The organism is Pseudomonas sp. UYIF39 (assembly GCF_029963765.1).
GTDB lineage: Bacteria > Pseudomonadota > Gammaproteobacteria > Pseudomonadales > Pseudomonadaceae > Aquipseudomonas.
Genome location: NZ_JALBYU010000006.1, coordinates 71,756 through 91,893, shown reverse-complemented (window position 1 = coordinate 91,893; position 20,138 = coordinate 71,756). Strand labels below are relative to the sequence as shown.

At 58.3% G+C, this 20,138-nt stretch carries 10 protein-coding genes; 4 read left to right on the top strand and 6 right to left on the bottom strand.

Going from position 1 to position 20,138, the window contains the following annotated elements:
• Positions 1–278 precede the first annotated feature (278 nt).
• Both MO767_RS10160 and MO767_RS10155 read right to left on the bottom strand, forming a co-directional pair.
• Complete coding sequence (locus tag MO767_RS10160; RefSeq protein ID WP_008015934.1) at positions 279–593, bottom strand: SCP2 sterol-binding domain-containing protein; 315 nt, start codon at positions 591–593, stop codon at positions 279–281.
• A 64-nt stretch (positions 594–657) separates the two neighbouring features.
• A complete protein-coding gene (locus MO767_RS10155) occupies positions 658–1,368 on the bottom strand; it encodes a histidine phosphatase family protein (protein WP_282480361.1) in 711 nt (236 codons plus the stop codon).
• Between the two features lie 203 nt (positions 1,369–1,571).
• On the opposite strand from MO767_RS10155, the gene sohB reads away from it, so the two are divergent.
• A complete protein-coding gene (gene sohB / locus MO767_RS10150) occupies positions 1,572–2,594 on the top strand; it encodes a protease SohB (protein ID WP_282480360.1) in 1,023 nt (340 codons plus the stop codon).
• 83 nt (positions 2,595–2,677) lie between these two features.
• On the opposite strand, the gene MO767_RS10145 is transcribed toward sohB, so the two are convergent.
• Both MO767_RS10145 and MO767_RS10140 read right to left on the bottom strand, forming a co-directional pair.
• Complete coding sequence (locus MO767_RS10145) at positions 2,678–3,172, bottom strand: DUF934 domain-containing protein (RefSeq protein ID WP_038982933.1); 495 nt, start codon at positions 3,170–3,172, stop codon at positions 2,678–2,680.
• Positions 3,156–4,814 carry a nitrite/sulfite reductase gene (locus MO767_RS10140; RefSeq protein ID WP_282480359.1) on the bottom strand — a complete coding sequence of 553 codons (1,659 nt, stop codon included), beginning with the start codon at positions 4,812–4,814 and terminating at the stop codon, positions 3,156–3,158. The genes MO767_RS10145 and MO767_RS10140 overlap by 17 nt, the downstream gene beginning before the upstream one ends.
• 523 nt (positions 4,815–5,337) lie before the next feature.
• Here MO767_RS10140 and MO767_RS10135 point away from each other — a divergent pair.
• Positions 5,338–6,411 (top strand): ABC transporter substrate-binding protein, encoded by a 1,074-nt coding sequence (locus tag MO767_RS10135; RefSeq protein WP_282480358.1) that lies wholly within the window; start codon positions 5,338–5,340, stop codon positions 6,409–6,411.
• Here MO767_RS10135 and MO767_RS10130 read toward each other — a convergent pair.
• Positions 6,408–6,626 carry a DUF2970 domain-containing protein gene (locus MO767_RS10130; protein WP_282480357.1) on the bottom strand — a complete coding sequence of 73 codons (219 nt, stop codon included), beginning with the start codon at positions 6,624–6,626 and terminating at the stop codon, positions 6,408–6,410. The two genes, MO767_RS10135 and MO767_RS10130, sit on opposite strands and share 4 nt — an antisense overlap.
• 151 nt (positions 6,627–6,777) lie before the next feature.
• Here MO767_RS10130 and MO767_RS10125 point away from each other — a divergent pair, with 151 nt between their 5' ends.
• Positions 6,778–13,851, top strand: coding sequence for an NEL-type E3 ubiquitin ligase domain-containing protein (locus MO767_RS10125; protein WP_282480356.1), 7,074 nt, complete (start codon positions 6,778–6,780; stop codon positions 13,849–13,851).
• A gap of 62 nt (positions 13,852–13,913) precedes the next feature.
• Here the strand turns inward: MO767_RS10125 and metH are convergent, their stop codons facing one another.
• On the bottom strand, positions 13,914–17,624 hold the full coding sequence (gene metH / locus MO767_RS10120; RefSeq protein ID WP_282480355.1) for a methionine synthase: 3,711 nt from the start codon (positions 17,622–17,624) through the stop codon (positions 13,914–13,916).
• A 155-nt stretch (positions 17,625–17,779) separates the two neighbouring features.
• On the opposite strand from metH, the gene MO767_RS10115 reads away from it, so the two are divergent.
• Positions 17,780–20,074: a fatty acid cis/trans isomerase gene (locus MO767_RS10115; protein WP_282480354.1), complete on the top strand. Its 2,295-nt coding sequence runs from the start codon at positions 17,780–17,782 to the stop codon at positions 20,072–20,074.
• The last annotated feature ends 64 nt before the right edge of the window (positions 20,075–20,138 follow it).

The window sequence follows — 20,138 nt, the reverse complement described above, 5'->3', positions numbered from 1 at the left end:
ATCCAGGCACCGACGGCGCCTGCCGAAAGGCCTTGCAGTACACGGCGGCGGTTAAATCCGTCGTGGTCGTCAGGTGGGCTCATGGCAGTGCTCCGCGCAAAGGCTCTTTATAAAAAAGCGAGGGCAAACAGCCGATGTCTGACGCATGCGGCCAGAAGGAATATAGACGGCAAATCCACAGGTAGCCGTTTTCCGATGGCGAAAAACGACGAATCCCGCCTCGAAGGGCGGGATTCGTTTGCAGCCAGACGTGCTCCCGAAGACCGGGAGCCGCTGTCTTAGCTCGGGAACAACTCGGACAGTTTCATGGCCAGCATCATGTCGCCTTCGGCGCGCAGTTTGCCGCCCATGAAGGCTTGCATGCCGTCGGTCGAACCGTCGACGATGCCTTCCAGGGTTTCGCCGTCCATGACCAGAGTCACCTGGGCGTCCGGGTTTTCGCCTTCCTGGAGCTCGCAGGTGCTGTCCTTGACGATCAGCGAGAAGTTCTTGGTGTCGTCGATGCGGAAACCGAATACCAGGTCCAGACCGGCAGCAGCGGCTGGGTTGAACTTGGCTTTCATTGCTTGTACGGCATCAGCTACGGAGGTCATGGTTCGATCCTTTCTTGGGTAATTAGAGCTGGGTGAATACAGCCAGGGTCACAATAGTCCGGACTCAGCGAAACGTGATGAGTTCCGGGGTCTTCAACAGTTGCAGGTGCGCATGACTGTTGAAAGAAGACAGAGCCACCTCGCGACCGCGAAACTTCAGCAGGTTGAGCGAGGTGTTGACGATTTGCCAGTTCAGTTCAAACGCCTGCCTGGCAGGCATTTGCGTAATGAGATGGAGCAGGGCCGTGATCGTGCCACCGGAGGTGAACACGGCGATTTTCTGGGTGTTGTCGGCGCTGTCGAGGATTCGCTGCAGACCGGCCTGCACCCGTTCGACAAACCCCAGCCAGCTTTCCAGGCCCGGTGTGTCATAGGTGCCAGCGAGCCAGCGTTCGATAATCAGGGCGAAGATTCGCTGGAACTCACCGCGGTTCTGCGCGGCGTTACGCAGGATGTGCAGCGCTTCGGGTTCGTCCGGTAACATCGCTGGCAGCAGCGCGCGGATCACCGCGTCGGCGTCGAACTCATTGAAAGCGGAATCGATTTCCAGGACCGGTACCGGCAGGCCTGCCGCAGCGAACTGTTCCAGTGCGCTGTTGGCCGTGTGCTGCTGGCGGCGCAGATCGCCCGAGAGGCAGCGATCGAAGCTGATACCCAACTCGGCGAGGTGCTGTCCGAGGACTTCTGCCTGGCGAATACCGGTTGGCGACAGGACGTCATAGTCGTCTGCACCAAAGGAGGCCTGGCCATGTCGAATCAAATAGATACTGCCCACGTCCGCGTCATCCCGGTACGTTGAAGGTTCGGCGAGGTTATGAGGATGAGGGTGAGCTGTCAATGAAAAAACATACGCTTGTTTGAAATGCCCGTTACAGGGCTGTTGCCAGAGGTTTCACGGCTGGCCGCCAGGGCGGTGCATGGGTATGCTGGAGGTATCCCGCGCGCGTTTTTGCAGCGCATCGTATTAAAGGAGTCCCTGTGGAGTTTTTTGCCGAGTACGCAGTTTTTCTGGCTAAGACCGTGACACTGGTGATCGCCATTCTGGTGGTCCTGGCCAGTTTCGCGGCGTTGCGCAGCAAAGGTCGACGCAAATCGGTCGGCCAGTTGCAAGTCAGCAAACTCAATGATTTCTACAAAGGGCTGCGCGAACGCCTGGAGCAAACCTTGCTCGACAAGGACCAACTCAAGGCCTTGCGCAAGGTCGAAGCTAAAACCGAGAAAAAGCAAAAGAAGAAAACCGAGGCTAAGCCACGGGTGTTCGTGCTGGATTTCGATGGCGACATCAAGGCGTCGGCCACTGAAAGCCTGCGCCATGAAATCACCGCGCTGCTGACCCTCGCCACACCAAAGGATGAAGTGGTGCTGCGTCTCGAAAGCGGCGGTGGCATGGTTCACAGCTACGGCCTGGCGTCCTCGCAACTGGCGCGTATCCGTGATGCCGGTGTGCCGTTGACCGTGTGCATCGACAAGGTCGCGGCCAGCGGCGGCTACATGATGGCGTGCATCGGTGAGAAGATCATCAGCGCTCCGTTCGCGATCCTCGGCTCGATCGGTGTCGTAGCGCAGTTGCCTAACGTCAACCGCCTGCTGAAAAAGCACGACATCGACTTCGAAGTGCTGACCGCGGGCGAGTACAAGCGCACCCTGACGGTGTTTGGCGAAAATACCGAGAAGGGCCGCGAGAAGTTCCAGGAAGACCTGGACATCACTCACCAGTTGTTCAAGAACTTCGTTTCCCGCTATCGCCCGCAACTGGCCATCGACGAAGTGGCCACCGGTGAAATCTGGCTCGGCGTCGCGGCGCTGGACAAGCAACTGGTGGACGAACTCAAGACCAGCGATGAATACCTCGCCGAGCGCGCCAGGAAGTCCGAGCTGTACCACTTGCACTACGCCGAACGCAAAAGCCTGCAGGAGCGCATTGGCATGGCGGCCAGCGGCTCGGTCGATCGTGTGTTGCTGAGCTGGTGGAGCCGGTTGACCCAGCAACGCTTCTGGTAAGCACCGTCGCGTAATCGTTTACGCCGGACACAAAAAAGCCCTGAACCGGATTTCCGATTCAGGGCTTTTTGTTTTACGCGTACTTAGCGGCGACGGAACAGCGGCAGCGGTTCGTCGGTAGCAGCCTGATAGGTCACCGAGAAGTCCTTGAGACCTTCAAGGGCTTCGTACGGGTCTTTATCGGCACGAATGGCAAATGCGTCGAAGCCGCAGCGATGCAGATAGAACAGCTGGTCACGCAACACATCGCCAATCGCTCGCAGTTCGCCTTTGAACCCGTAACGGTCACGCAGCAGGCGGGCGTTGGAGTAGTTGCGACCATCAGTGAAGGCTGGGAAATTCAGGGCGATGACCTGGAAATTTTCCACGTCGTCACCGATTTCTTCCGCTTCTTCATCGGCATCCAGCCACACGCCCAGGCCGCCATCGCGGGCCTTGAGCATACGGCTGTGTTCGCGCCACAGCTGCAACGGGACGATCAGGTCGTCGCAGTTGCTGATCTCGTCGATGTTAAAGTCCTTGGGCAGCAAGTGCCAGGTTTCGTCGACGACCTCGTTGTTCTTAATTATTCGCTGCATAGACGCGCTCCTTGAAGAGGTCGATGCCAATACGCTGATAGGTGTCGATGAAACGCTCGTCTTCGGTACGTTGTTCGATGTACACGTCGATCAGCTTTTCAATCACATCAGGCATGGCGTCCTGGGCGAAGGACGGGCCGAGGATTTTGCCCAGGCTGGCATCGCGACTGGCGCTGCCACCCAGGGACACCTGGTAGAACTCTTCGCCTTTTTTGTCCACCCCGAGGATGCCGATGTGGCCGACGTGGTGGTGACCACAGGCGTTCATGCAGCCGGAGATGTTCAGATCCAGTTCGCCGATATCGAACAGGTAATCCAGGTCTTCGAAGCGACGCTGGATCGACTCGGCTATCGGGATCGACTTGGCGTTGGCCAGGGAGCAGAAGTCGCCGCCCGGGCAGCAGATGATGTCGGTCAGCAAGCCGATGTTCGGCGTGGCGAAACCCTGTTCGCGCAACTCGCCCCACATCGCGAACAGTTGAGTCTGCTCAACGTCGGCCAGAATGATGTTCTGCTCGTGGGAGGTGCGCAGCTGACCGAAGCTGTAACGATCGGCCAGGTCGGCGACGGCATCGAGCTGCTTGTCGGTGATGTCGCCCGGTGCAACACCGGTCGGCTTCAGGGACAGGGTCACGGCTACATAACCGGGCTTTTTGTGGGCCAGGGTATTGCGAGTGCGCCAGCGCGCGAAGCCCGGGTGTTCTTTATCGAGTTCGGCCAACGCCAGGGTCTGGTTTTCCAGAGCCTTGTACTCCGGATCAACGAAGTGTTTGGCGACGCGATGCACTTCGGCGTCGGTCAGCGTGGTCTGGCCACCGCGAAGGTGCTCCATTTCCGCATCGACTTTTTGCGCGAAGACTTCAGGGGTCAAGGCCTTGACCAGAATCTTGATCCGCGCCTTGTACTTGTTGTCACGACGGCCGTAGCGGTTGTAGACCCGCAAAATGGCATCGAGGTAGCTCAACAAGTCTTGCCACGGCAGGAATTCATTGATGAACGCGCCGACCACCGGGGTACGGCCGAGACCGCCACCCACCAGCACACGGAAGCCCAGCTCGCCAGCGGCGTTGTGCACCGGCTCAAGGCCGATGTCATGGACTTCGATGGCCGCACGGTCGGAAGTCGAACCGTTGATGGCGATCTTGAACTTGCGCGGCAAGTAAGCGAATTCAGGGTGGAACGTGGTCCATTGGCGGACGATCTCGCACCACGGGCGCGGATCGATCAGCTCGTCGGCAGCGACACCGGCGAACTGGTCGGTGGTGACGTTGCGCAAGCAGTTGCCGCTGGTCTGGATCGCGTGCATCTGCACGGTCGCCAGTTCGGCAAGGATTTCCGGGATGTCTTCCAGCGCCGGCCAGTTGAACTGTACGTTCTGCCGGGTGCTGATGTGGGCATAGCCCTTGTCGAAGTCACGGGCAATCCTGGCCATCATTCGCGTCTGGCGCGAAGTCAGTTGGCCGTAAGGCACCGCCACCCGCAACATCGGCGCGAAGCGCTGGATGTAAAGGCCATTTTGCAGGCGCAGGGGGCGGAATTCTTCTTCGCTCAGCTCGCCTGCCAGATAGCGTCGGGTCTGATCACGGAACTGCTTGACGCGGTCCTCGATGATCCGCTGATCGTACTCGTCGTATACGTACATATAAGTCCTGTTCTCAGGCTTGGGCCGGTCGGATCCAGTTGCGTTTTTCGCTTGGAAGTCTCCGATACTGCCTCGGCAATTCTGCGCGCACGGCCGCGCACTCCCAACGGAGCCGGGGCAAGATACCAGTTTGCAGTTATGCGCAAAAGTGATGTTTGAGTATATGTAAAGAACCAAAACGACTAATGAAGACTAATGAGGTAAAACCCACATTTGTGGTGCGGGCAATCATCGTCTTAACTGTGCTCGAGTCTTTATGCAATCACCGATAAAACCGACAAGAGGCGATGCAATGAGCAACCCTACCAAAACGTCAAAGCCCGATAGCACGATCGATGCTTGGGCCATCCTGTTCCTGATCATCCTGGTCGTGAGCACTGCGGTATTTTGGGTCAGCCATCAATAACCGACCCCGTCCGGGCCCCATTCCGACGATTGTCGGACAATAACCCGAATAAACGCCGTTTTCCGGGACTTCGCTGGCTATAATGCGCGGCGAATTGCCGGGGGGCTCGGACGATCAATGTTGAAGTTTTTCTACTCATTCCTGCTGATGTGCGGCGCGGTTTACGGACCTGGTGCGCGCGCGGAATCGGTGTTGTTCCTGAATCCCGGGAAGACTGACGAAGCCTTCTGGATCAGCTATTCGCAATTCATGCAGGCGGCAGCCACGGATCTGGGCATTGATCTGCGAATTCTCTATTCCGGGCGCATGCCGGAGCTCACCCTGGCGCAAGCCCGCCTGGCGCTGCAAGGCCCCGAGCGTCCGGACTATCTGGTGTTCGTCAACGAACAGTACGTCGCCCCGCAGATTATTCGCCTGGCCCAGGGCAGCGGGGTGAAGTTGTTCATGGTCAACGCGTCCCTGACGGCCAATCAAATGAGCCTGCTGGGTGAGCGCCCTGAGCGCTTGGGCAGCCTGGTGCCCAACGACGAGGAGGGTGGCTACCTGATGCTCAAGGAACTGATTCGCCAGCATCCGCCCGTGGCGCCCGGTCAGTTCATCGAGTTGCTGGCGTTTTCCGGTCTGAAGATCACCCCCTCGGCGCAACTGCGCGAGCAAGGCATGATGCGGGCCTTGGCCGAGCACCCTGAAGTGCGCTTGCGCCAACTGGTTTACAGCGGCTGGACCCGGGAACGAGCCTATGAACAGGCCAAACTGCTGTTCCGACGTTACCCGAAGGTCTCGCTGGTGTGGTCAGCCAATGACGAAATGGCGTTTGGCGCCATGCAGGCGTATTCGGAGGCGGGCGGGATACCCGGCAAGGATGCGTTGTTCAGTGCGGTCAACACCTCGCCGGTGGCGTTGCAGGCGAAGGTTGACGGACGCATCAGCGTGCTGTTGGGCGGCCACTTCACGTTGGGCGGCTGGGCGCTGGTGGAGTTGCATGATCTTGAGCAGGGGGTGGATCTCACCCATTACGGCGGCCGAGACCGGCGAATCCCGTTGTTGCAACTGATCGACAAGGCCCAGGCCCAGCGATTGCTGGTCATGGGAGAATCACCGGACTACGGCGTGAACTTCCGTCGACTTTCAGCCAAGGGCCGGCCGACGTCGTATCGCTATCCGTTCAGTCTGCAAACCTTGATGCGCTAAACCCCGGCCAGATGCACCACCAGTTGCACGATGCCATACAGCGTCAATGCGAACACCGCGGTGAACAAAATCCCCAGAAACACGAAATGACTGGGCTTGCCGTGAGTGAAGTCCCGCGCCCGGTTCTTCCCGCTCTGCACCCCGAACGCTGCCGCCAAGACGCTGTGCAGCATCTGCCAGAAAGTGGGCGGCTTGTTGTCGGCTGGATCGTCCATAAACCCCTCGTCTCCCGTTTGAGTAAGACAAGCATAGACAACCCACGGAAAGAAGATCGCCCCCGGCGCTACCCGGTATAAATATGTACCGCCCTGGACGACAAACCTGCTGATTGACTGGTGCTTCATTTACAGCATCAGGTGTTGCCCCATGAGTGAAGTCCCATCGGCCCAGGAAAAGGGCCTTCACAACCATTTCATTAAAAAAAAACTGCACCATCGGATACGCCACCTGACCCCGGCAAACATCCGGGCTCTGGATCGGGCGAGAACACCGGGAGGCCTGGCCGAAAATGCCATGCCGGACTGGTTTCAGAAGGCCTCCAGCGACCAACGAAAAACTGTACGGGACGACCAGAAGCGCAGTCGAACCTCCAACGAAACCCTGGCAAAAACACTCGCCGGGCTCAAAGGGGTCACCGAATTCGCGCAACCGTTGCTCGAAGCGGCGTTGCAAAAAAAGTTCGGGTTGAACGTTAATGTTGCGCAGACCTGGCTCTACGAGCCCTTTGCAGGCTCGCTGATCACTCACCAGACACTGCTGCAACTGGCACTGCGCAACTTTGAAGAAGACCAGGCGTTTGATGAACGTGACGTCATTGCTGAACGAGGTAAACGGGCTGCCAATCTGGAAACTCAAGGTGGACCTTACGGTTGGGACTATCCGGAAAAGGGCCCTTCAACGCGCTACAGGATCAAGAAGCTACCGATAAAGCCCGCCGATTTCGCCTCGCTATGCCGTGAACTGGATATCGGCAAGCAGTATCAGGAACACCTGACGGCGATGTTTGGCGCCGCGGACAGGGCGGCCGCCGTGCGCACTCAAACGGTCGACGGGTGGAAGGACAGTCTGCGGGTGCATGCCCATATCGCCCACCTCAAATCGCTGATCACGCCATCGGCCTACAGCACATTGCTGGCCGTGCTCAACGGCGACCAATCGGCAACACTGGATGGTGAGCGAGTCACTTTCAGTCAGTTACATGTGCTGGGGTCGCCTGTCAGTGAGCTGTTTGTCATTGGCGCAAGTCGGCGCAAAGGTAAAAAGGTCAACTTCAGCTGGACCAATCCCGGTGTAAACCTGTTTGACGTACTGAGTTACCAGGACTCGCGGATCATCGTCTGCATTCCGGGTGATCCGGTGGCGCCGGTCATGGAATATGCCTCGCTCAAGGCCTTTGAAAATGACCTGAGCTACAGGCTGCGCGATGTGAATTACCAGCGCTCTTTCCTCAGGCTCATCCCCCACGGTGATGCGGGCAAGTTCCTCGGCAAGATCAAGAATGCTCTGCAAACACTCAAATGGAACCCGGATTTCCCTTACCGTAAACAGACCCTCTTGGGGCACATAGACGGAATCTACGAAAATGTTTACCGGGACGAGCCGGCTCTTGATATCAGTGAAGAATTTTTTGAAACGGAGCTGTTCGGCGAGCTGTACACGCGGCACCAGACGCGCCTGAAGGAGACTGCCGAGCAACTGGCGGTGCCGACGGCCAAGGTCGACCATGACGCCTGGTATGAACGACTCGCCCGCTATGCCGAGTGGGGACTGAACATACTCAACGTGGCCGCATTTTTTGTGCCTGGCCTGGGCGAGGTAATGATGGCTGTGATGGCTGTGCAACTGACCACAGACATTTATCACGGGGTTGAAGCCTGGAGCATCGGTGACACGGATCAGGCCTGGAGTTATTTGAAGTCAGTGGCCGCGAACGTGGCATTCATGGCGGCTGTAGGCGCGGTTGTCAGTAAAGCGCCGAAAGTGCTGTCCACACCCATCGCCGATGGCCTGGTCAAGGTCAAATTGCCGTTTGGCAGCGAACAGCTGTGGCGTCCTGGCTTGACGCCTTACCTGAGCGACAGGATCTTGCCGGCGGGGCTCAAGCCCAACAAGCTTGGGCAGTATGAAGTGGACGGCAAGACCTATATCAGCCTCGACGGTAACGTCTACGAAAAAACCTTCGACCCCAAGCTGAACAAGTGGCGTCTCAAACACCCGACGGACCCGAACGCTTACTCCCCCGTACTTGAACACAACGGTGAGGGCGCGTGGCACCATCGTTTCGAGCGCCCGCTGGAGTGGGATCGTGCCACCTTGTTACGACGTCTTGGCCCGGTCACCGACGGTATTGACGCGGCGACGCTGGAGAAAATCGCTGATATCAGCGGCGTTAACGACGGCGAGCTGCGCAAGATCCATACGGATAACCTGCGCTTGCCATCAGCGTTATCCGACACGTTGCGGCAGTTTCAAATCGACCGTCAGCTCAATGAAATGATTGAACAGATTCGTCTCGATCAGCCGGTGCCGGACAGCCGCTACAACGACGTCTTGCCGCAAGTGATCAAAATGCCGCGTTGGCCACAGGGGCGGGTGATCGACGTGTTCGACAATGCAAGCCTGAGCGGTGCTTCGTCCCGCTACGGTGAGGCGTCGACACCCGTGAAGCCAAGCATCAGGATTTCCCGTGAGGATGTGTCTGCCGGGAAATTGCCCCAACGAGTGCTTGCGGCGCTGGATGAGAAAGAAATCGTTCGCTTGCTGGGGGACGAAGGTGCGAGGGTCGAGGCAGAGCGTGAAACGGTTTTTCGACAACAGCTTGGCGACCGGCTTTCGGGCAACAAAACCTCTTTGTTCGACAAACTAAGCCAGGACCCCAAGGCAGCAACGGGTGAAACTCAGGCGCTGCAACGTACTTTCCCCAGTCTATCGGCGGACGCGGCGCAAGAAGTCCTGGCCAATGCCACAGCCAAGGAGCGGCTGCACATCAATCAAACCGGCCGACTCCCGAGCAGTCTGTTGCTCAAGGGGCGTGCTCGCGCCCGGGTTACTCGGCTGAACAAGGCCCTGGCCGGATTGCAGCTGGAGAGCATGGCGTCATCCGACAGCCAGCGCCTGGCGCTGCACAGCCTGGAAAAACTCCCCGGCTGGCCGAAAAAACTGCGCCTGGAAGTTCGTCAGGGCGATTGCGCTGGAAAACTGCTCGACAGCATCGGTAGCGAGACGGCCGAGCAAGTCAAATACCTGGTCAAGGACGACTATCAGCATCATCAAGCCAACCAGTTCCAGGCCTTCGACCAGCAAACAAACTCGTTGAACAGCGTGCCCAAAGAAGGCGACAACTTTTTCTCTTCGGTCATGCATGCGTTGCCGGACGACGTCCGCACTCAGTTGGGCATGCCAAATGTGGCGCAGGGTGCCAAGTTACAAAAGACATTGACCACCTATGCCATGGGCCACCGTGACCAGATGATGGAAACCCTCGTGCCCAACTCCACCACGTCACGATTCCGTCCGCTGGTGCGACTGGCTGACGGCAGGGTCGGCTACCCAATGAGCGGGCGAGGTGCCGGAGCAATGGTGAATCCCTCGTTGGTCTCCAGGTTGCGGGATGTCTATCCGAACTTCACCGACGAGTTGGCGGAATCGATGGTCATCCAGCTTGCGCTTGATGGCATGACCGAAACGCAGATCGCCCATTTTCTGAACATGCGGGGTCGGGAATACGAGGCGTTGACGGCGCAGCTCGAACAATGGGTACACAGCGGCGGCCAGAATACTGTCCGCCATCAAGTCGCACGAAACATTAAAGACGTCTGGCAGCAGAGGGGTATTTACGATGGCGATGCCAGTGTTTACCTGGATGTGGGCGCTGTAGACAGCTTGCCGGAACTGGCCGGCAACTTTCCTCACGTAAGTCATCTGAACATGAGCGTTGGTGGAGTATTGAGTCAGACACCGGAAGCCTTTGTGCGCCAGTTCCCCAACGCCCGGTCGCTAAGGTTGGGGATCCAGGATGGCGTCGATAGGGTTCAACTGGCCGAGAGGCTGAAGGCACTGCCGAGTATTCGTGAACTGCGGATGGCAGGGCCGTTGGGTCCGCAATTCACCGAAGCTGCCCAATCGGTGATAGACGCCATGCCACAACTGCAACGATTGGACGTGATCGGCATGGCGGACGAGCTGGATGTCAGTCGCCTGACTCAACTGCATTCGTTGAGTGTGCACGGAACGACAGAGCTGTGGCCGAACGGCGCTCTGCAATTGCCGCAGCTCAGGTCGCTGGATCTCACTCACTCAAGGGTCAAGACACTTCCCTCTGAATGGCTATCCGGTCATGAATCACTGTGGCCTGGCATGAAACTCAACTGGGCCAGGCTGAGCACTGAGGACTTCGTGAAGGCATACGAGTATGTGCACGACAATCCTGCCCATTTGCAGGATGCCGGGCAAATGCTGGATCGTTATTGCCAAGGCACGCTACACAGCGCCCTGGAGACAAGCGACGAGCTTTCGAAGATTGCCCTTGGGCGAATGAAGGCTGAGGGGTTGGCAGGGCGGGCGTTGCTGGCACGGATCAATGCACTGCGCCAGGATGGACAGGCATTGCGACAGCAACTGGAGGCGTGGCAACAGCGAACACCAAGAGCCAATGGCCGGCAAGTCAACATTCAGGAACGAGAATTCGTTGCCCGGCGAATCCGTGAGTGTTGGCGTGATGGCCTGCGTAAACGCTATGGCGGTACGGAGGAGGCACAGTCTTCGCAACCTCAGGTCGGCCCTTCAGCGGTGCGGCCATGGCCTGTCCTGCCGAGACAAATCATTTCATCGCATCTTGATTTGTCCGGCTGGGTGCTGGGCGATCTGCCTGAACTTCCAGCGCTGTCAGCAACGAATTTTGCCCATGTGCAAACCCTGCAAATGTCGGGTGTGGTGGCCTCATCCGAGGATTTCAGTCTTTTTTTGAGCGGCTTCACCGACATTCGCGGGTTGGATCTGAGTGGCAATCAACTGCAGGATCTTCCGTCGGCATTGGGCAACCTCGGAAAACTCAGTGATCTGCAGTTGAGCCGAAATCACCTGACAATTACCCCGAGTCTGCAGCAACGCTTGAACCGGTTGTCCGCCCTTGAAAGCCTGGACTTGCGCTATAACCGGGTCGGTTCGCTGGATGTCAGCGCCATGACCTGCTTGAAGACCCTGCGTGTGGGTCATACCGCCATCAAAGACTGGCCAAAAGGTGCGTTGGACTTGTCCGGCCTCGGCAGGCTCGAGTTGAACAACAGCGCGATCACGACAATTCCCGAGGCTGCCCTGACCGGCCATGACGCTCTAAGGATCGATATGATTGGCTGTCGGTTGACGGCCAAGGCACGCACCGATTTGCTGGCGAGTACTTCTTCCGAAACACCCATGGGTATCCCCAGAGCCAGCTTGCAGGCGGGCTTTATCATGGGTGAACCACAGTATTTTCCGGTTTTGGTCGCGCAAAATCCGGACTTGTTACTGCCGCTGCCCGTTGTACCTGGCAATGACCTGACACGCTTGACCCCGCAAGCCCGCTTGAAAAGGCTTGACCCGGATCTGCCAGGCGCCGAGGCGATACAGATGATTGATGAACTGACGTTACGCCATGGCGGCGCTGGCCCCCTGTATGAGCAACTGGCCAAATGGGACAGACAACATCAGGCATTGACGAAGACCCTGAACACATGGATCGAAACCCCACCACAGCAGATGGGTGAATCCTCTGTGTGGATTGCAGCCACCGAGCGTCGTCAGGCGGCTGACCGGATAATGGCGTGCTGGAGGCAGAACCTCCGCGGGGCGCAGGCCGTGGAGAGCGCATCGGGAGGTTATATCCTTGATCTGTCCGATAACCCCTTGGGCAATCTCCCGGCTCTACCCGCCGACTTCGCTCATGTCGGTGCGTTGAACCTGAACAACGTGTATCTGAGAGAAGAGGGGCTAAGCGATTTCCTCGGCGCGTTTACTCATGTTCATACCCTGGCGCTGAATGCCAACGCATTGAGTGCCTTGCCAGAGTCCGTGACCTCATTGAACAGCCTCAAGCGACTTTCTGCGGTCAATAACCGTTTTTCCGATGCGCCACAGCTCCAGCGTCAGCTTGCAGGATTGAGCAACCTGGAGTCATTGAACCTGTCGGAAAACTGGCTTGAGTCGCTGGATGTCAGCCCTCTTACCCGTTTGCAGGCCCTCGATCTGAGTGGCAATCGCCTGATCATCTGGCCGCAGGGAGCGCTTCAGCTCCCCTCGCTCAGCGCACTGGATTTGCGCGACAACATGATCGAGTCCATTCCGCCGCTCCTGATGGCCGACGAGCGCAGGGTATTGCGTGCGGGCACGAATCTGGCGAGCAACGAAACTCTGGATGGCGCGAGCCTGCTAATGCTGCGTAATCAGGTGCAGGCGGGCGAGCAGATAGTGGGATGGACGCCTGAAGAGATTGACGAGGCGCTGGAGCGGTTTAATGGCAGTAGTGACAGCGACCGCTTTAACGACAGCGATAGCGATGACTCGATCGCAAGTGACGTAGAAGTGGATATGGATGAAGTGACAGGTACCGAAGCCCGTGAGCGATGGATCGCTCCGTCAGCAGCCGACTCAGAGGAATTGATACGGATATGGAATGACTTCGAGCAAGCGCACAACAGTAAGTTCTTCTTCAATCTGCTGACCAAAATGGAAGGTACAGCAGACTTTCTGACGGGACGTACTGATCTTGTGCGGCGGGTCCATACCGTACTGAGGGTGGCCGATAGCGACGCAGGTCTGAGGGATACGATATTCGAAATGGCAAGGTCTGGCGCAACTTGCGTTGATGGTCAAATCCTGTTGTTCAGCGATATAGAAGTAAAGGCTTTCGAATTTGAGCCGTCGAAGTCAATTTCCCCGGGCCAACAAGGCAACGTCTTGTTCACGCTTGGCAGGAACCTGTTTCGTCTTGGGAAAGTCGAGGAAATCGCTAACCGCGACATTGTCCAGCGACAGGCACAGCGCCGCTCAATCGATCCGGCGGAAGTGCGGTTGGCCTATCGTATCGGCCTTGCCGAGCGACTTGACTTGCCGGGGCAACCAAGAGGCATGCGCTACAGCGGCAACGTTTCGCCTGCCATGCTGGATGCGGCCCATGCTGAAGTGATCGCGGCAGAACAATCATCGGCATTTATTGATGATTTGGTCGGCCGCAAGTACTGGAGCGACTATTTGAAGGACAAATACCCTGAGCGGTTCGCCCAGGTACGAGAGGGTTTCGCAGGCAGAGAGCATGATGTAGACGAGGCGTATCCAAATTACGGCGAAGGCGCGCAGGAGCAGTACAAAACCGCCATGCAGGCGATAGAGGCAGACCTTCTCTTCGAGCAAGGGAAGTTGGTGCGCGAATTGACTGAAAAAGAACGGACGCTGGTGGGGTTGTAGCGTTTACCTGCAGCTTTCATAAGAACCCCGGGAGTCGCTCCAGTCGACTCCCGGGACCACCATCAGTTGTCGTAACCCAGGTTCGGCGCCAACCACCGCTCGGTCACGCTCAACTCCTGACCCTTGCGTGACGTGTAGCTCTGCACCTGATCCTTGTCGATCTTGCCCACGGCAAAATACTGCGCCTGCGGGTGAGCAAAGTACCAACCGCTGACCGCTGCTGCCGGGAACATGGCGTAGTGCTCGGTGAGGAACACGCCGCTGCGGCCGGCTTTCATTTCCGAGGCCTCAGGGTCCAGCAACTTGAACAGCGTGGATTTCTCGGTGTGATCCGGGCAGGCCGGGTAGCCCGGGGCAGGGCGGATACCGGTGTATAGCTCTTTGATCAGCGCCTCGTTGTCGAGCGTCTCGTCCTTGGCATAACCCCAGTAGTCTTTACGGACCTGCTGGTGCAGCCACTCGGCGCAAGCCTCGGCCAAACGGTCGGCCAGTGCCTTGACCATGATCGAGTTGTAGTCGTCGCCGGCATCCTGATAGGCCTTGGCCACTTCTTCGGCACCGATACCGGCGGTGGTGATGAAACCACCCACGTAGTCGGTCACTTCGCTGTCCTTCGGTGCAACGAAGTCAGCCAGGGAGAAGTTCGGTTTGCCGTCGGTCTTGATGATCTGCTGACGCAGGTGATGCAGCTTTGCAATCGGCTTGCCGTCATTGCCGTAGACTTCAATGTCATCCTCACGCACCTGGTTGGCCGGCCAGAAGCCGAACACCGCACGGGCGCTGATGAGTTTCTCGTCGATCAGCTTGGCGAGCATTTCCTGGGCATCGGCGAACAGCGAGGTGGCGGCTTCACCGACCACTTCGTCCGTGAGGATGCGCGGGAATTTGCCGGCCAGGTCCCAGGAGATAAAGAACGGCGTCCAGTCGATGTATTCGGCCAAAACCTTCAGGTCGATGTTGTCCAGCACCTTGGCACCGGTAAACGTCGGTTTGACCGGCTCGTAAGTGGTCCAGTCAAACTGCGGCTTCTTGGCAATGGCCGCTGGATAGCTCAGGCGTTCGGTACGGGCGCTGCGGTTGGCGGTGCGCTCGCGGACTTCGATGTATTCCAGGCGAGTCTTCTCGATGAACGCCGGCTTCAACTCCTTGGACAGCAACTGCGTCGCCACGCCCACGGCGCGGGAAGCGTCGGTGACGTAGATCACTGCGTCGTTGCTGTATTTCGGCTCGATCTTCACCGCTGTGTGCGCCTTGGAAGTGGTCGCGCCACCGATCATCAGCGGCAGATAGAAGTCCTGACGCTGCATCTCGCGGGCCACGTGGACCATTTCATCCAGCGAAGGCGTGATCAGGCCGGACAGGCCGATGATGTCGCACTTCTGCTCCTTGGCCACTTGCAGGATCTTCTCCGCCGGGACCATCACGCCGAGATCGACGATGTCGTAGCCGTTACAACCCAGCACTACGCCAACGATGTTCTTGCCGATGTCGTGCACGTCGCCTTTTACCGTGGCCATGAGGATTTTGCCCTTGGCCTCCGGTTTGTCGCCTTTTTCCAGTTCGATGAACGGGATCAAGTGGGCCACGGCCTGCTTCATCACGCGGGCGGATTTCACCACCTGCGGCAAGAACATTTTGCCGGCACCGAACAGGTCGCCAACGATGTTCATGCCGGACATCAGCGGGCCTTCGATCACTTCGATCGGGCGAGCGAACGACTGACGCGATTCTTCAGTGTCTTCAACAATGTGGGTAGTGATGCCTTTGACCAGCGCATGCTCCAGACGCTTGTTGACGGGCCAGCCGCGCCATTCTTCGGTCTCGGCTTCCTTGACGCTGCCGTCGCCCTTGTACTTGTCGGCAATGGCGAGGAGGGCGTCAGTGCCTTCCGGGGTGCGGTTGAGCACTACGTCTTCAACGGCGTCACGCAGTTCGGCCGGGATCTGGTCGTAGATCTCCAACTGGCCGGCGTTGACGATACCCATGGTCAGGCCGTTGCGGATCGCATACAGCAGGAACACCGAGTGAATCGCCTCGCGCACCGGGTTGTTGCCACGGAACGAGAACGACACGTTGGACACACCACCGGAGGTCAGCGCGTACGGCAGTTCGTCACGGATGTAGGCACAGGCGTTGATGAAGTCCACAGCGTAGTTGTTGTGTTCTTCGATGCCGGTGGCGATGGCGAAGATGTTCGGGTCGAAGATGATGTCTTCCGGCGGGAAGCCGACTTCGTTGACCAGAATGTCATAGGAGCGTTTGCAGATTTCTTTCTTGCGCGCTTCGGTGTCGGCCTGGCCGGCTTCGTCGAAGGCCATCACGACGACTGCGGCACCGTAGCGTTTGCACAGTTTGGCGTGATGAATGAACTGCTCGACGCCTTCCTTCATGCTGATGGAGTTGACGATGCCCTTGCCCTGGATGCACTTGAGGCCGGCTTCGATCACTTCCCATTTTGAAGAGTCGATCATGATCGGTACGCGGGAGATGTCCGGCTCACCGGCAATCAGGTTGAGGAAGGTCACCATGGCCTTCTTCGAATCGAGCATCCCTTCGTCCATGTTGATGTCGATCACCTGGGCGCCGGCTTCGACCTGTTGCAGGGCGACTTCCAGGGCTTCGGTGTAGTTGTCTTCACGGATCAGGCGGGCGAACTTGGCTGAACCGGTGATGTTGGTCCGCTCGCCGACGTTGATGAACAACGAGTTGCGATCGATGGTGAACGGTTCCAGGCCCGAAAGGCGGCAGGCCTTTGGAATTTCCGGGATTTCACGCGGCGCATAACCCGCCACGGCCTTGGCGATGGCTTCGATGTGGCCCGGCGTGGTACCGCAGCAACCGCCGACGATGTTGAGGAAGCCGCTTTGGGCGAATTCCTCGATGACTTTTGCGGTTTCCGCCGGCAGTTCGTCGTACTCGCCGAATTCGTTCGGCAGGCCGGCGTTCGGGTGCGCGGAAACGTGGGTGCTGGCCTTGTTCGACAGCTCTTCCAGGTAGGGACGCAACTCGCTGGCGCCGAGGGCGCAGTTCAGGCCGACCGAGATCGGCTTGGCGTGGGCCACGGAGTTCCAGAAGGCTTCGGTGGTCTGGCCGGAAAGCGTACGGCCGGAAGCATCGGTGATGGTGCCGGAGATCATGATCGGCAACTCGACGCCGAGTTCTTCGTACACACCTTGCACCGCAAAGATCGCCGCTTTGGCGTTCAGGGTGTCGAAAATGGTCTCGATCAGGATCAGGTCGGCACCGCCTTCGATCAGGCCTTTGGTGGCCTCGGTGTAGTTTTCCACCAGTTCATCGAAGGTCACGTTGCGGTAGCCTGGGTTGTTCACATCAGGCGACAGCGAGCAGGTGCGGCTTGTAGGGCCGAGCACGCCAGCGACGAAGCGCGGCTTGTCCGGGGTTTCCAGGGTCTTGGCGTCTGCAACCTTGCGCGCCAGACGTGCGCCTTCTACGTTTAGCTCGTACGCCAGGTCTTGCATGCCGTAGTCGGCCTGGGACACCTGGGTGGCGTTGAAGGTGTTGGTTTCCAGAATGTCGGCGCCGGCATCCAGGTAGGCTTTCTCGATGGCGCCAATCACGTCCGGGCGCGTCAGGATCAACAGGTCGTTGTTGCCCTTGACGTCACTTGGCCAGTCGGCGAAGCGTTTGCCGCGGTAATCCTGCTCCTCAAGCTTGTAGCTCTGGATCATCGTGCCCATGCCGCCATCGAGAATCAGGATGCGCTCTTTGAGGGCGTGCTTGAGAGCTTGAAGGCGAACACTGCGATCGGACATTTGGACTACTCGGAAAGACCATGACGAAGGGGCGGGATAATAGCAAACCTGCGTGGTTTTAGAGCATGTCCCGGTTTTGCATGAATATCGCTCATGTTGGTGCGGGGGTGAGACCGTTAGAATCGCGGCGTTTTTTCATGATCGGGACCAGGGATATGTCTTTTCGCGTCATCAGCATGGTTTTGCTGTTTTTAAGCTGGGGCGCCGCCGCGCAGGATTCGGCTATTTCCTCTGCCATTTCCTACAGCCGCGACATCCAACCGATCTTCACCGAAAAGTGCGTGGCCTGCCATGCCTGCTATGACGCCGCCTGTCAGCTCAATCTAGGTAGCGGTGAAGGGGCGGTGCGCGGTGGGAGCAAGCTTTCAGTCTACGACGGCGAACGCAGACAGGCTGCCGCGCCGACCCGGCTGTTTTATGACGCTTTCGGTAAACGCGCCTGGCAGCAAAAGGACTTCTATTCGGTGCTCGACGCCCAGGGCAGTCAGGCCGCGTTGATGGCGCGGATGCTTGAGTTGGGCCACAAAACCCCGTTGCAACCCAATGCCAAGCTGCCGGAGGACATCGTCCTTGGCCTGGACCGGGAAAACATGTGCGCCCTGCCGGCCGAGTTCGACGGCTACGCCAAATCACATCCCCAAGAGGGCATGCCTCTGGCGGTTACCGGCCTGACCGATCAGCAGTACCAGACGCTGCAACGTTGGCTCGCGTCCGGCGCGTCGATTGACGAGCAAGGCCTTGTGCCGAGCGCCAAAGAAGCCTTGCAGGTGGTGCAATGGGAAAACCTGCTCAACGCACCGGGCGCACGGCAAAGCCTGGTAGGGCGCTGGTTGTTCGAGCATTGGTTTCTCGCTCACCTCTATTTCAAGGATGGCGAGCCGGGGCATTTCTTTAAGTGGGTACGTTCGCGCACGCCGACCGGCCAGCCTATCGATCTGATCAACACACGCCGCCCGAATGACGATCCGGGCACTCAGGTGTATTACCGCTTGTGGCCGGTGCAAGGCGTGATTGTGCAGAAGACCCACATCACCTACCCGTTGAGTGCGGCGAAGATGGCACGGATCAAAAGCCTCTTCTATAACGGCAAATGGCAGGTCAACGCCTTGCCTGGCTACGGGCCGGAGCGTCGGGCCAATCCGTTCACCACGTTCGAGGCGATCCCGGCCCAGACGCGTTATCAATTCATGCTCGATAATGCCGAATACTTTGTGCGCACCTTCATTCGCGGCCCGGTGTGTCGCGGCCAGATCGCCACCGACGTGATCCGCGATAATTTCTGGGCAATGTTCGAGGCGCCTGAGCACGACCTCTACATCATCGATCCGAAGTATCGCGGCCAAGCGACGCCGTTGCTGGCGATGCCGGGGCAGAACGACGATGTCGGCAGTGTCCTGAGCCTGTGGCATGACTACCGCAACAAGCGTAATGAGTACGAGGCGCTGCGCCGTGACAGTTACGCCGATGCGCCGGCGCCGAGCTGGTCGACCTTGTGGGCCGGTAACGATAACGCCTTGCTGACGATCTTCCGGCATTTCGACAGTGCTTCGGTGAACAAAGGCCTGATCGGTGACGTGCCGCAAACGATGTGGCTGTTCGACTTTCCGCTGCTGGAGCGCACGTATTACCAGTTGGCGGTCAACTACGACGTATTCGGCAATGTCTCCCACCAGGCGCAAACCCGGCTGTACTTCGACCTGATCCGCAACGGTGCCGAGCAAAACTTCCTGCGCCTGATGCCGGCCAATTCGCGGGACGATTACCTCGACGACTGGTACCAGAGCGGCGGCAAATTCAAGATGTGGCTGGACTATGAGGCTATCAACAACGACAAAGAGACAGCGCTGGTACTGGACGAAAAAGACCCGAAACGCGATTTCGCCATGCAGTTGCTGGCCCGTTACGGCGACCTCAACGCCAAGCCTGATCCGATCAACCGCTGTGATGGCGCTTATTGCTCGCGGCCGAACATCGACCCGGCCTTGCAGAGCGCCGAGCAGGCCTTGAGTCGCCTGACTTCGCGTCCAGCGGCCGGGCTGAAGGTTATCGATCAGTTGCCGGAAGCGACCCTGCTGCGCATCGAAACACAAAGCGGCAAGCGCGAGGTCTACAGCCTGCTGCGCAATCGCGCACACAGTAACGTCGCGTTCCTGCTTGGTGAATCCCTGCGGTATCAGCCAGGGCTCGACACATTGACTATTTATCCGGGCGTGCTCAGCAGCTATCCGAACTTCATGTTCAACATTCCGGCCGAGCAATTGCCTGAGTTCGTGGACGAGATGGAAAACGCCAGGGACGCCAATCGGTTTGAAAAAATCGTCGAGCGCTGGGGGATTCGTCGCAGCCATCCGCAGTTCTGGTTCTACTTCCATGACCTGAGTCGGTACGTCCATGAGACCGAACCGGTGGAAGAAGGCGTGCTGGACATGAACCGGTACGAGAATCTTTGATCGACCTTTGATTCGCGGCTGCTGTCCCAATCCAGAGGCACCACCGAACCCCTGTGGGAGCGAG

What these genes read in the sequence shown, in the direction of transcription:
- MO767_RS10135 (WP_282480358.1), top strand. Translation starts at nt 5,338, where the DNA reads ATGTTGAAGTTTTTCTACTCATTCCTGCTGATGTGCGGCGCGGTTTAC.
- metH (WP_282480355.1), bottom strand. Translation starts at nt 17,624, where the DNA reads ATGTCCGATCGCAGTGTTCGCCTTCAAGCTCTCAAGCACGCCCTCAAA.
- MO767_RS10140 (WP_282480359.1), bottom strand. Translation starts at nt 4,814, where the DNA reads ATGTACGTATACGACGAGTACGATCAGCGGATCATCGAGGACCGCGTC.
- MO767_RS10160 (WP_008015934.1), bottom strand. Translation starts at nt 593, where the DNA reads ATGACCTCCGTAGCTGATGCCGTACAAGCAATGAAAGCCAAGTTCAAC.
- MO767_RS10145 (WP_038982933.1), bottom strand. Translation starts at nt 3,172, where the DNA reads ATGCAGCGAATAATTAAGAACAACGAGGTCGTCGACGAAACCTGGCAC.
- MO767_RS10125 (WP_282480356.1), top strand. Translation starts at nt 6,778, where the DNA reads ATGAGTGAAGTCCCATCGGCCCAGGAAAAGGGCCTTCACAACCATTTC.
- MO767_RS10130 (WP_282480357.1), bottom strand. Translation starts at nt 6,626, where the DNA reads ATGGACGATCCAGCCGACAACAAGCCGCCCACTTTCTGGCAGATGCTG.
- MO767_RS10115 (WP_282480354.1), top strand. Translation starts at nt 17,780, where the DNA reads ATGTCTTTTCGCGTCATCAGCATGGTTTTGCTGTTTTTAAGCTGGGGC.